Raw genomic sequence first — 13,004 nt, 5'->3', positions numbered from 1 at the left:
CCCTGGAGGGTGGATCGGCAAGAGCCGCAGGGCCTGGTATTAGCTGCCGCGCGCCTTCCGGGTGGCGGCATCATTGGCCTTCTGGATGGCCTTGACCAGCTCATCCTTATCCATGGTGGAACGGCCATCGATGTCCAGCTCCTGGGCAAGCTTGTAGAGGTGCTCCTTGGAGGCGTTCGCGTCCACCCCTCCCGCGGTGGGTTCGGATGACGTCCCACCCTCCTCGGCCCGCTTGTCCGAGGGGCCGCGCTTTTCCTTCGGCTCCCAGTGGTCTCCCACCTTCTCGTAGCTGTGCTTGACGGAGGCGTAGGCCGCCCGCGCAGCCCGGCCCTCGTCATTGTCATAGCTTTCCAGGGCTGAATCGTAGGTCTTGGCGAACGTGTCCTGGGCCTTTTGCTCAGAGCGTTGCAGGGTGGAGGGAAGCTCTTCCTTGCGGGCGTGGTCGTTCTTGCCGGTCTTGGGCATGGCACCCACACTCCTTTCATCAGCAGGCTGATCATGCGGATGACACCAGCTTAACTGCCAGGGTGCACGGGGACGCGGACGGCCTGGACGGAATGTCTGGCGGTGGAGCCCCCTGTCGGATTCGAACCGACGACCCCCGCTTATCGCGGCGGCGTATCCCGCGCGTTCCCGGGGATGCGCAAAAAGCGCTCCTGACCAGCAATTTTGCAGCTGTTGATGTCGAAATCCTACCCGCGTGTTCCCGTCAGTTCCTGTTCAAAGCGTGTCGTAAACGTGTCGTTTCCGTGTGGTCGCTCTCCGGAGGCGAAACTTAGCCAGCACCGACGGGAGACGTGCGCCGCGGGCTCGGGCCCGCCGCCGAGGGACGTACAGGCGCCTCAGTTGCGTCGTAAGAGTTCGCTTCGACCCAGCGCGGGGCAGGACGGATTGTCCTTGCCTCCCGCTGGCCCGCCCGCCACTTCTACCGCACGGGAACCGCCGGGGCCGGCGGCTCCCGTGGCGCTTCGAAGCGCCACGGGTACGCAGGGGGCTCATTCAGTACGGGCGGCAAAGCGCGCCGCGTACCGAGCCGCTCTCCCCGGAAGCGTCCGTCGTTCGACCGTGCCAGTATCGCTGCCGTCAAGTGTCTGGTCGCGGTCGTGGGCATCTTCAACGGCGGGATCGCGGTCACAAAGGATGACTAAGTTCCGCCGGCTGAGTAACGAACGCCAAATACGCCCAAGCGGCGCAACACCGTCAGGCCTGACGAGCGGTTACCCTATCCGTACGCGTCTTTAGCCCCTGCGATGCTCCCAACCTGCGTCTCGTCCCAGCGATCCCGGTGTCGGTTCGGGCAGGCGGTAGATTTACGCCATGAGTGAAGAGCAATGGCTGAAGCGTCTACAGAGGTCCATCACGGCCATCCGCGCCTGGGAACCACGTATGGGCGAGCACGAACTCGTCGCATCAGGCAGCTCACTGGCCAAAGACGACGAAGGACTCATCGGCAACCCCGTCCGTTCGGCCGCCCGATATGGGCTGATAACCGCCGTCGACCATTTAGGGCTCATCGCAGACCTAGCCAAGGACGAACTGACATTGCGCCCTAGCGCCATCTTCACCCCGGCGCGTGCCGCTTTGCTGGGTTCCTCCCAAGCTGTCTGGATTCTCACGGGGATGAGGCCACAGCGAATCGACCGCAGCCTCGCTGTCGCCCTTGACGAACGCATCCAACATCGGACCTTTATTCGAGACCACCTGAACGATGGATACATCAGAGACAACTTCAGTGCCGGGTTCGTCGACGATCTGCGCAGAGTCGACGCCGAGCTAACCGGCGAAGTCAACCGGCTGGAACTCCTTCGCAAGGGCACGGCTTATTCCGGCAAGTTCGATACGACAAGGATGATGCGTGAGGCCGCTGCCCACTTGACCAAAGCAGGCGAAGTCGAAGACGAGTGGATGCGGTTGGCACTGTCCTACGAGTGGCGGGTCGCCAGCGCTGCGGCACACGCTCGGTCCTGGCCGATGCAGGTTCGCAAAACGGAGGCCCTGTCCGCACGGGGCGGCGACGTCCGGCGCGTGACCTCCAGTGTGGAGGAGTTCGCCAAGTCAGTCGGAGTCGCCGTGCTAATGACCAGTGAAGCGTGGAGGCTGTGGGACCTCCGTCGCGAGAAGCACACTAAGTGACGGATCCGCCGGAGACGGTCCAGTGCGCCCGGCGGATAACGGAGTTCAAACACACCAGATTGACTGGAGTTCATGTTCACTGGTGCGGCCGACATTGGATCAGCCAGCTGTCGGTTTCCTGCCACCCTGAGAGTGGCGACAAATAGCCGTTTTGACGGGAATGACCCTTAGAGAGTCGCCTTTTTGACCGCGACTCTGAGAACCCGCCAGCGCCGCCATCAAGGACACCACGACCGCGCGACTAGGCTGGTTCCCATGCAAATCGACGGACCAAAGCCTCGTCCTGACATGGCCCCGTTTGAACTCGTCTGGCCGTCTGCTTTGAAGAGGCCCGCAACCCCGCCTACATTGCTGTACTTGGATCTCAATCACTGGATTAACCTCGCAAAGGCGAGACTCCAGCGCGGAAGCGCGGCCCGCTACCAAGATCTTCTCAACGAATGCCGACGAGCCGTCACTGAAAAGCGGATTCGAATCCTATTGTCGGCCCCATTGGTGGAGGAGATCTACGCAATTCGAGATCCCCGCCAGAGGAACGATCTGGCAGACCTCATCGAGGAACTAACCCATTTCGAGTACATGGCCAGCCTTGTGGACATTAGGAAACTCGAACTGCAGGCAACCCTGGATGCTATGACTAAAACGCGTGGCCTGGCGTTTTCACCCGTCCCTCTGGTTGGTAAGAGCCTTCTGCATGCCTTCGGCAGGGTAGGTGGACTGCGTCTGGTGGATGCCGATGGTTTATCCGTCGAGCGCAACACCCTCGAGCCAGAGCGTCGGGAGCGGCTGAGAGCCTTGGAACGTCAGGCCGAGCGAATGCTCATTGCAGGGCCGAGCGATGAGGACATCCCGGGGATGCGAGAACGAGGATATGCGCCCGAGGTCCATCGAGAGTCTCTTGTCGGCAACGTACGAATCGAGCAGCACTTCGCGGATGAACAGCTTAGTGAAAGTTGGCGCCGCGGACGCTTGAGGGATGTGTTGGCCGGGCGTGAGGTCAATCTCGAGCTCAACGATATGCTCATTGCCGAATTGACGGCGCGGGCCATGACTCTCAGTGATGTCGTGGACAACCTCACAGATGCCCGAAGACTGGTACTGAGCATGCCCAGCAGCTGCGTGACCGTTGAGTTGAAGACCCACTATCACCGCGACGCAAAGAAACGATGGTCAGTCAATGACCTCCACGACATCAGTGCCATGTCGCTCGCGGTGCCATACTGCGACATCGTCTTCACCGACGCAGCTGCAAGGAATGGCCTAGTACGAGCAAAGCTTCATGAGCGAATGAACACCGTCCTGCCGAGAACTCCGGAAGACCTGGCAGGCATCCTAAAGGACCTCTAAGTTCAACTGCCCGGCTCGCCTGACCTCGCTGCCGGGCCGGCCTGTAAGCCCGCGCATGCCGACCTCTGCGTGGTCAAGTTGAGCCATGCGGGTCATCACATGAGGCAAGATACTTCTCATGGGTTCCACAACTTTCGAAGACGTCCTTGAGGGTGTGACCTTTACTTTGTAAGGAACTCTGGCACATCCATTACAGGGTTTAGGGGCGCGTGTTTTGGCGGGAATAGCTCAAAAGTCTCTGTCCTAGGCTTTGCTACATCATGCATTAGAGGAAGCACCTTGCCATTTGAAGTAAGGGCTAAGAACGAGAAATGCTCTGCCGACACGCAACCCGAAACAGCTGCGATTTCCGGCAGCCCCTCGGGAATCGGCAAGCCGCCCATCCATAAGCCATCTGCAGACAGGGTGCCATCTTCACGTAGCGCTACACGGTGTTGTCTCCCGTACGCAATTGTTGCCACATTGTGGAAGCTTTGAGGCATGTATAGAAAATCCGGCCTTCCCCCCCAATCAACCACTGAGCCATCGGCATGGATCGCTGAGCTGTCATTAAGCCCAGCGGCAATGGCTACTGCACCCTCTGCATGTGGTGGGATGTGTCTTTGATCGGTGTCTGGGTGGCCCCAAGAGTAAATCTGACCTTCCCAAGTCAATGCGACGCTGTGGAACGCTCCAGCGGCGATCGCTCTAACATTGGTCAATCCGTGTGGGACATCGCATTGACCGTCGGAGTTGTTGCCCCACGCAACTACTGTCGAATCTTCGCGAAGACCCAAACTATGGTTCCTGCCGGCAGTAATCGCTCGCACACCTTCAAGACCCTCGGGGGCGGCAAAACTACGGCCATTGACACTCGACCAGCCAACCACTGTTCCGTCAGATTTCAGCGCAAGGCTGTGGAAACCACCTGCAGCGATCGCAACCACATCGCCCAAACCCTCAGGTGTAGGTGCGCAGTTATCGCCCCAAGTACAGACAGTTCCGTCTTCAAGTAGAGCCATCGCGTGTAATTCGCCGAGAGCTACAGCAACTGCAGTGGTGGACGGAGGTGTCAACTCAATGTCACGATGAGGATTTGAACCCATCGCAGCTAAAGGACCTTGAACACCTCTAGGCTGCCGTTTAGTCATGCGTTTCCAAAACTCCATGCCTGGTTCTCCTCACCTCTCTGCGGTCAGCCATAACCTTATCGTGGGCAAAGCTTGCCTCACGGCATCGGGGGCGCATCAGCATGAGCCGAGTCAGCCTCGTTAATGAAGAGCCACATTGTGAGCATCCCGGTTCTAAGAAAATGGGACGCTCTCTGCCTCGCCATGACGACCTCTCGCGTATTTGCCAGCGCGCGGATTGGGGAATGCGTCTGACATGCGGAACGATCAAGTTATGGCTGAAGTCGAATCAGGGATGACAATGCAGGATGGCATGAAGGAGCAATTGCGTGAGCACATCGCCAGGCGGTTCCTCGAGTCCCCTGATTTCAATGGAGTCGAAGCGGCTACGTTCATCGATCCACTTACGGACGCCCTCATGAACACGTGAGGGTTCCTGTCTTGACTGATGATGTGGTCGCACGGACGAAACCACTGGTCCGGTGGGCGGCTGTTACGATTCCAGCAAGGCGGAAAGGGAGAAGCCATGTACGGACGCGACGACGCAGAATGGACCGAGCTCGTTAGCGAAGGGCACCGCTTCCTAAAAGAGGTCGCAGGGCGGGAGCGCCTGACTTCGTATACCGAGCTCAACACGGTTCTTACGAATCGCACCGGGTTGGAAGGGTTTGATTTCAGCCAGTCAGGTGAACGCGCTGCGATGGGCGAGCTTCTAGGACGGATCGTCGACCGTGACCAGGGCGATAATCCTGGCCTCATGATCTCGTCAGTGGTGGTCTACCTTAATGCCAACGACGCCGGGCCTGGTTTCTACGCGCTTGCCCAGCATGACGGGATCCTTGCCGCGGAAGCGACGCCGCGGGCCAAGGAGAAGTTCTGGGTTGACCAGGTCAGGGCATGCTACGCGGCTCACGCACGCCGGGGCGGCTCTAGAGGCTAGAACACCTTCTCGCCCACTTTCCCGAGATCCGCAGAAGCAATGCATTCATCGCAACAGTCATCCAATGGTTTGTCAGTCGCTTTCCACTGTCGTTGCACCGAGCACGCGACGAACGGTGCGTTCGCTGGTGACCATGAGCCGGGCAATCTCTGCGACTGTGCGGCCGCTTGATTTCATCCGGACGACCTCGCGCTTGCGTTCTTCAGACAGTGAGGGCGGGCGTCCGCCGACCCGGCCGCGCTTCCGTGCGGCTTCGAGGCCCGAGTGCACTCGCTCCACCAAAATGGCTTTCTCCAGAGCGGCCAGCGAAGCCATCACAGATAGGACCATCAAACCGGCCGGCGTCCCAGTGTCCACGCCCAGGGTCAGTATGCGCAACGAGATCTGAGCTTCGCGGAGGCTCTCGACCAGAGCGAGCAGGCTCCTGGTGTTTCGGCCGAGTCGGTCCAAGGCGTGAACGACAATGACGTCGCCAGGACGAGCATACTCGAGCATTTCGTCCAGACCTGGGCGCGAGTCTCGGCTTCCCGACACCCCATGGTCTTGGAAGACGCGGGTGCAGCCGGCTTCGAGGAGGGCGTCAAGCTGCCGCTCGAGATTTTGGTCGGTCCTCGAAACTCGGGCATAGCCCAAGACCGCTCCGGCAAAAACCCGGCTTGTGTCATGTGGGTTTTGCCGGAGGTTTTCGCCTGGCTGCGGGTCGTCCTCGGGACTCCCGGCCATCGCTTGGCCAATAACTTTCGATTTCGCCGAAACGACTACCGCAAGGTCTTGCACACTCGTCTCATTTTGCATTTAGTCTTCCAATCGTGTCCGGAGGTTTTCGTCTCGACTTGTCTCAGCTAGTTTTTCCAGCAAATCCTGCCGTCGGCCTGGTGTCGTCTCCCGGATGACCTGCACCACGAACCGGACGTCGATGACGGCGCTCATCGCAAGTTCTTCCAGAGGACCTATGAGCGCAATGTGGGCGTTGCGGGGATCAGTATCTTGAGGGCAGACGCCGTGAAAGTATCGGTCCAGCCACCGGGCTCGAAGGGTCTTCCCTGCAGCCAGTCCCACGACTTCCCGGAACGGACGGCCGGTGGCCCGGAACATGAGAATGGCATTTTGGTGTTCCGCAGTCCAACGCATGGCTTCAGGCAGGAGTCTGGCCTCCAACCCCGCGGCGAAGGCGCCCAAGTAGAGTTCGTCGACTAGTAAATCCTCGTCAACGCCGCCGGGAACGTTCTTGACGGCCTCCGAAGCTTCCGTAATCTTGTCGACGGAATACTCGGGTTGCAAGTTCACCTATCGACCCTCCGCCAGCTTGCAGGTCCAGGCGTCCCGTGGGTAAGAATCCGTTCGGGAGATTAGGCTTTCCTGGCAGGGACTCTCGGTCGATGCTGTGGGATGTCGGTGATGGTTCATGACACCGATGTGTAGGGCAGCCTAGCGTCCTCTCACCAACAGGGACTTTGGCGGGCGACCTCCCGCCATGTGGTGGCCGCCGGCCAAAGTGACCAGACATGGCCAATGCATGGCCAACCGAGGCTGGTCATCAAAATCCGCGCCAGCGCTGGGAAGTAGGCCCCTTATATAGATATAACCGACCAAACCAACCATTAATCTCTCTCTATAGGACCTCCCTGTTCTTGTTCTTTTCCTACGTCCCCTCGAGCCACAGCACATGCATTGTTATGTCTCTTCCCTAGAGGGGTATGCATCTGGTCGGTTTGGTCGGTCACGATGGAGGACGGGCCTTACTTCCGCTTGTTGTAGGGATTTTTGGTGTCCACCCGCAGTTGGACACAGCACGGGTGAACCCGGTCATCGCCGTCCCAGTTCCTGGTCTTAGGCGCGGAAGTCCAGGATGCTCGACATCAGTCCGTGCAAGCATGCGTCAGCGGGAGTCAAGGCAAAAGGAAGCCCCGCCGCACGAGGTGCAGCGGGGCTTCTGAACCAGGGGATTTTCACTCCCCGTCGTTGCCGCCAGCGAGGATGGTATCGACGGTGATGGGAACTCCCGACGGCCGCACGCGGCTACCGCCGGAACCGGAAGTCAGGCGTACCGTGTTGGATGCGGCCCCACGGCTGTTCGTCGGGCGGGTGATGGACGCCGGGCTCAGCTTTTCGTCCCAGATGGAGGCCCACGCCGAACCAGTACCCTGGCCGTGCTGGATCAGGGCGGGGTAGGCGGCCTGGGCTTTTGCGAAGGCTGTCTCGACCTCAAAGACGATGATCTTCTGGCCGTCCTTGGTCACGACCGTCCCGATGGAGGGCCCGTTGGGGTGGAGTTTCCCGTCCGGGCCTGGTCCGGCTGACCAGCCAAGGCGGTGGTTTGCCAGCGCGGCGGAATCTGCGGCGCCCTCGATGGGGGGTGCCGAGGGATTCTGTGCGTTGATCACGTGGGCGCCTCCGGAAGCCAGCAGGGCTGACAGCGCCCGCACCAGAGCTGCTCCCGGGGAAGCCTTCGTGTTTTCCGCTTGGGCTGATGCCACGACGGTGATGATGTCCCGGCCCATACCGGTCTCCAAGTCGAAGAGGTCTCGCAACTCGTCACCCATGTCCAGTTCCTCTGCGAGAAGCTGCAGGAGCTCGAAGGTCAGGAGCACGTCCGCGGCAAGTGAGGAGGTACGTTCCAGGGACCCCGTGACTTTGCCCGTCGACTTCATGATGGCTTCGACGGACCTCTGGACGTCTGCGCGCATGTCCTCCAGCCGAGCGAAGAACGCCTCCCAGCCGCCCGGAACGGTGATCGCGGTCTGTCGGATGAAACGGATGAAGTGCCCGGTAAAGCGTGCCGGTACGCCGCGCTTGGCGAGTTCGTTGATCGCGTCGGTGGGGACCCTTGAACCGGCCAGGCAGCCGTAACCAAGGTAGGCCGGGATAAGACGTTCCTTAGCAGACGGCGTGCTCAGCTCATTCTCCGCAGTGATGATCAGCTGGGCAATCGGCCTGTTGACCTTGCGCGTGCTCATGTCCGCCTTCATGCGGCCCTTCGTGGCGTTGTTGAAGATCGAACGAGTCAGGTCCGCGAGCTTACCGTCTTCGGCCTCCGCTTGCCGCTTGACCGGTGATGGGGCCAGATCGTCGACGACCCAGATCGGGGTCCGGGAGACGCAGGTTTCGATATACGCGACCGTGTCCTTGGCCGAGCCCGGGAGCTGGTCCAGCCAGGTGGACCGGCCCTTCGCCCAGAAATACATCATCGCCTTGGCAGACCAGCTCTTCCCCCTCCCCTTGGGCCCCCAAAGGTAGATGGTTGCGCGGGGCCGCAGCGGGATCGCGGGCCGCAGTGCGCCGGCGAGAACCAGGGCCGCGGTGGAGCGGTCCTTCCAAGCACCGGCGGTGATGTAGGTGCTGATGACGTCGCGCAAGTCCTTTCGGACAGCCTCGCGCACTGTGTCGTCATTAAGGTCTTCGCCCACCGGGCTTTCACCCACCCCGAACAGGTCCGCGACCGGGATGTCCTGGGTGTCCACGCCTGCCGCCGTAGTCCCTTCGAAGGTTTCCCCGATGATCTGGTTGCCGACGATGAACACCGGGTCAGAGCCGTCGACGGGGACCCAACCCATCTGCTGCCAGCGGGTCCGCTGCACCGTCTCGGCTTGGCGGTTGGTCTTCAGCGCAACCAGCCACGCCTCGCCCTTGGCTGCCCGTGGCGGCCATGCCGGATGGCAGAGGATGTTGTCCGGGATGATGGCCTTCTGCTGGATCCAGTCGGCCGGGGTGAAGTGCAGGATGGTCTTGGGCCCGACAATGACACCCCTGTCCTCCTTGCCGCCACGGGTCCAAGCGACCTCAATTTCAACGATCGCCTCGTCCATGTCGTGGGCCTGCATGTTGGGGTCGAAGATCCCGGTGCGCAGCTCGTCGTCCGTGGGGTGACGTCGCGTTTCCATGGTCTTGATACGCCCGCCGATGTCAACGATCTTGGTCCACTTGTAAGAGCCGATGGTGCCGCCGGAGCGGTCCTTGACTGCGACGCATTCCTCGACAGCGAACCCGTCCTTGGAGACCCTGACAGCGCCGACGAACTCGGACTGGTCCCGGACGGGGCCTGCGGGCAGTGCATCCTGCAAAGCGTCGATGAGTGCGGGCCACGCCCTGGCAGCCAAAAGATCTGCGACACGGATGCGCTCGGGTTCTTCGTCCGTGTCACTCTGCCTCTTCGGTGCGAGATACAGCACCGAGGCCGCCCTTTTCTTGTGGAGTGCCTGGACGAACTTTTCGATATTGCAGTGCACGGATTCGGAGGACTCACTGTCCGTTGGCAGCGCGAGCCAAAAAACCCGGCCCTTGATCTTGATCTCGTTAAGGTCCGTTACGCTCCACGGGGTTTGGCCGAAACCGGATGCCGCCAGCACCAGGAGACGGTCCTTTTCCGGGATCCGCGCGAGGAGGGTCTGAAGGTTCGCGATCGGGTCCGTCGACCCACCCTCCACGAGCGGCTCCACAAGGGCGAGTTCCGCCCGGGTAATCCCGAGAGCAAGCAGGCTTGCGCTGAATGCCACGTCGGCCTCCATCGCGTCGCTGGTGATCAGAGTTTTTCCGGTGGTATCGATCCAGTCGGCCGGGACGGCAGGGTGCACATCGAGCTGTTGGGAAACATCTGGGACCGTCACGGAGGATACGCGCTTACCGCTGGAGTCCGCCCAGGGGGATGACGGAAGGACTTCATGGAAGGACGGGACGGGGCGTCCCTCCTCCCAGCGCGCTGAGTGGATGGCGGACGGTGTGAAGCAGGGAATCGTCATTCCCCAGCCGCCCCGTTTCGTGATGGCCGACGTCAGCTGGAGGCCGGCCTTGCTGCGACCCTGCAGACCCATCTGCCGGTACTGCTCCCGATAGTTGCAGTCGTCCATGCCTAGGTACCCGCGCGCCTGTGCGAGCAGCGGCGCAACGCCGGCGGCCGCCAGTTTGCGCGCCGGTGAGCCCGTGATGAATGGGGCGTAGTCCGCTTCCGTCCACTTCACCGAGGTCGAAAAGGTCCCGGCGTTTTCCGGCGAGACCGGCAACAGGCTAGGAGGGCAGGCAGCATCTACTGCCACCATGAGTGGCTTCATGACTCCGGGACCGGCGTCTACCGGCTTCCCACCTTCTGAACTTACTTGTGCCTTCAAAAAATCATCTTTCTATTAGTGATCCTCGGACCTCCATTGGAGTGCGGCCCGTTCCGGCGCTACTCCCGTAGAGCGGCCGGTCAAGGTTTCTATGCGCCCTAGGCCCCGACGGGTGTCATTTTCTGCACCCGGCAGGAAGATGCTTTCTCCCACGGCGGCGATGAGTTGGTCTGATCCACTGTTGCTCGAACACATATAAGTACCGGGGAGCACCGGAGGCTGCGCGATAGCGCATCTCTGCCGCCGCCATTCGGCCGACGGGTGTTCCGTGGTCCGCGAGGACGACGAGGCATAAAAAAGAGGTCGGGCTTCGCCCTCCCCCTTCCCGATCCGTCTGCAGATCGGTACTCGCGATGTGTAAACCATGCGACAGCGGTGGGGCCCTCAAAACGGAGATAAGTTGCAGGCGGCAAGGTCGTGCAGCTGCCTTGTCGGCGACGCAACGGCGACGTCGGCGTTGGGTGCGGGGTGCGGCAACGGCTCGGCAGGACAGCCTTGCCAAACGCTGTAATAGCAAAAGGGCCGACTCAGCAGTTTTGAACGTCCACACGTTGTCGACCCGGTCCACACCCCGGCTACCCCACGGCACAAGACGCCACGATTCAAGTGAACGGCCTTGAACCCTTCGCTCCCCTAGAAGCGCCGTCGGCACTGGCTTACAAACCCCTGCTCCAACTAACCAGCTAGCACACGAACCGGGCACATTGCGTCAGACCATCTTGCCTTTGCAGCATGTGGCCTCAGATGAAGAGATGATGCCCCAGGTGTAGGGAACACAACTTCCGGGGAAATGCCGATTCTAGGAGCCGATCGCACGGTCCCGGATTCCCCGAATTAGAACACTCTCGTGACGGCCGTGGATCAGAAATCTGCGCATGCTCTCTGGTATGACCGCACACAATCAGGCCACCACCAGCTCCCCCAGGAAAGCCGTGCAGGCGCGAAGAAAGCGTCGCCGCGCAGATACCATGGCCCATGCACGGCACGCATCCGAAGCCCCTTCGCGGGCCAGCGAGGGGCTTGCCACCCACGACCGGCATGATCCCTACTGGGACAGGCTGTGGGCACCTGGCTCAGCACCTGTGTGGTTCACTGAAGCCATTGCCAGGGAGCTGACCGCCACGAGAGCCGTAAAAATCAACCGTCGGCTGCTTACCGAAAAGGACAACGCCTTGCGGCTGCTCCGCAGCAACCGAGGCCGGGCCCAACGTCTCGCCGCGTGGGGAGTAATCGACTCCTGGCGAACGGTCAGCGCCCAACAACTCGCCGCGTTCACAGGCTCCACGCTCTTCCTCGACCCCAACTACTCCGCGTCTGCAGCCTCGTTTGCTCTAGGACTCATCGACCAAGGCACCTACTCCCACCCGCTAACCGGCTTCAACCTGAACCGCCTCGCCGTTTACAGGCCCTCCAACACTGACGTCTTCGAACAGCACATCGCGCCCACACTCACATGGCCGGAATGGGCCACAGTCACCGGTGGCCTGTCCTGGTCGTCAGCCGGTCGCCCCGGCCGGCACAACATCCTCGCCGCCGAGCTTGGCCTACGCGCAGCCGAGCACCTCCCAATCGGAGCAGTCCTCGGAGAAAAGTTCTCTACCCCAGACCTACTGGCCGGTACCGGACTGGGCAAGGCAGCCATACCAGGAGACAGGCGGCCCGCCGATGGAACACTCATCCGCCAGGACGGCCTGCGCATCGCCTACGAACTCGTCACCACCGCATCGGATAGCTTCGAACAAAAGGTCCGCCGCTGGGCTCGACTCATCATCCAGCGCCCGCTCGAGACCTCGGGACTGACGGTGCTTCTGATTGCTGCCCCGCACCCGGACCGTCCGCGGCACACCGCCGCGGACCCTGCCCACGAGATCAAACGCCGCCTCAAACGCGTACTCCAGGAATTCCCCGGCACAGGGCAGGACTGCCCCGCAGCTCGAATCGGCTACGCTCACTGGGAGGACTGGTTCCCGGAGAGGCATCTCCTGTCCGAAGAATTCCTCACCTTGACCGCCTCCTTCTACGCCGTGAATAGATCCTCCGAATCAGACCGATGGGCACAGCGGGACCTGCTGGGAGACTACCCGTTCACGCCATGGCGAACGTTCGATGCGACGGCGGTCATTGACAATGCACCGCTGCTTAGCGCGACACCACACTGGCTTCGTACAGGGGACCACACGGCGCTGATCGGTTCTCCAATGGACAGGGCACAAGAGCTCGTCCCGCATCCGTCACCCTCAAAGAACCCGAAATCGCCTAGTGGCCCGATGAGCCCCAAGGCTGACCGTGTCCCTCAAGCAAATCTGCCTTCCAGGCTCAAGTGTGCAGGCTGACAGTCCTGGACTTTGCAGTCAGGAGGCCACTGCGCACTTC

Annotated in this window: 10 protein-coding genes; 5 read left to right on the top strand and 5 right to left on the bottom strand. The window is 61.1% G+C overall.

The window, feature by feature from the left end:
* Positions 1-39: 39 nt before the first annotated feature.
* Positions 40-465, bottom strand: a complete 426-nt coding sequence (locus tag AC4BCK_RS04285) for a ChaB family protein (RefSeq protein ID WP_174179670.1) — start codon at positions 463-465, stop codon at positions 40-42.
* Between the two features lie 852 nt (positions 466-1,317).
* Between AC4BCK_RS04285 and AC4BCK_RS04280 the strand changes: the two genes are divergently transcribed.
* Together AC4BCK_RS04280 and AC4BCK_RS04275 are read left to right on the top strand one after the other, a co-directional pair.
* On the top strand, positions 1,318-2,133 hold the full coding sequence (locus AC4BCK_RS04280) for a hypothetical protein (protein WP_490566627.1): 816 nt from the start codon (positions 1,318-1,320) through the stop codon (positions 2,131-2,133).
* Positions 2,134-2,388: 255 nt separating this feature from the next.
* Positions 2,389-3,480, top strand: coding sequence for a hypothetical protein (locus AC4BCK_RS04275; protein ID WP_490566626.1), 1,092 nt, complete (start codon positions 2,389-2,391; stop codon positions 3,478-3,480).
* A gap of 161 nt (positions 3,481-3,641) precedes the next feature.
* Here AC4BCK_RS04275 and AC4BCK_RS04270 read toward each other — a convergent pair whose 3' ends face one another.
* The gene (locus AC4BCK_RS04270) at positions 3,642-4,628 is read right to left on the bottom strand and encodes an RCC1 domain-containing protein (protein ID WP_490566625.1); all 987 of its coding nucleotides are present in this window, start codon (positions 4,626-4,628) and stop codon (positions 3,642-3,644) included.
* Between the two features lie 235 nt (positions 4,629-4,863).
* Here AC4BCK_RS04270 and AC4BCK_RS04265 point away from each other — a divergent pair, with 235 nt between their 5' ends.
* Together AC4BCK_RS04265 and AC4BCK_RS04260 are read left to right on the top strand one after the other, a co-directional pair.
* The gene (locus AC4BCK_RS04265) at positions 4,864-5,019 is read left to right on the top strand and encodes a hypothetical protein (RefSeq protein WP_490566624.1); all 156 of its coding nucleotides are present in this window, start codon (positions 4,864-4,866) and stop codon (positions 5,017-5,019) included.
* Between the two features lie 96 nt (positions 5,020-5,115).
* Positions 5,116-5,529, top strand: a complete 414-nt coding sequence (locus AC4BCK_RS04260; RefSeq protein ID WP_490566623.1) for a hypothetical protein — start codon at positions 5,116-5,118, stop codon at positions 5,527-5,529.
* 72 nt (positions 5,530-5,601) lie between these two features.
* On the opposite strand, the gene AC4BCK_RS04255 is transcribed toward AC4BCK_RS04260, so the two are convergent.
* The 3 genes from AC4BCK_RS04255 to AC4BCK_RS04245 all read right to left on the bottom strand — a co-directional run bounded on the left by AC4BCK_RS04255 (position 5,602) and on the right by AC4BCK_RS04245 (position 10,562).
* Positions 5,602-6,324 (bottom strand): recombinase family protein, encoded by a 723-nt coding sequence (locus tag AC4BCK_RS04255; protein ID WP_490566622.1) that lies wholly within the window; start codon positions 6,322-6,324, stop codon positions 5,602-5,604.
* On the bottom strand, positions 6,325-6,816 hold the full coding sequence (locus AC4BCK_RS04250; protein ID WP_490566621.1) for a hypothetical protein: 492 nt from the start codon (positions 6,814-6,816) through the stop codon (positions 6,325-6,327).
* 662 nt (positions 6,817-7,478) lie between these two features.
* The gene (locus AC4BCK_RS04245; protein ID WP_490566620.1) at positions 7,479-10,562 is read right to left on the bottom strand and encodes a hypothetical protein; all 3,084 of its coding nucleotides are present in this window, start codon (positions 10,560-10,562) and stop codon (positions 7,479-7,481) included.
* A 956-nt stretch (positions 10,563-11,518) separates the two neighbouring features.
* Here AC4BCK_RS04245 and AC4BCK_RS04240 point away from each other — a divergent pair.
* Positions 11,519-12,964 carry a hypothetical protein gene (locus tag AC4BCK_RS04240; protein ID WP_490566619.1) on the top strand — a complete coding sequence of 482 codons (1,446 nt, stop codon included), beginning with the start codon at positions 11,519-11,521 and terminating at the stop codon, positions 12,962-12,964.
* The last annotated feature ends 40 nt before the right edge of the window (positions 12,965-13,004 follow it).

Source organism: Pseudarthrobacter sp. As-47 (assembly GCF_058215595.1).
This window is presented reverse-complemented; position numbering and strand designations above follow the sequence as displayed.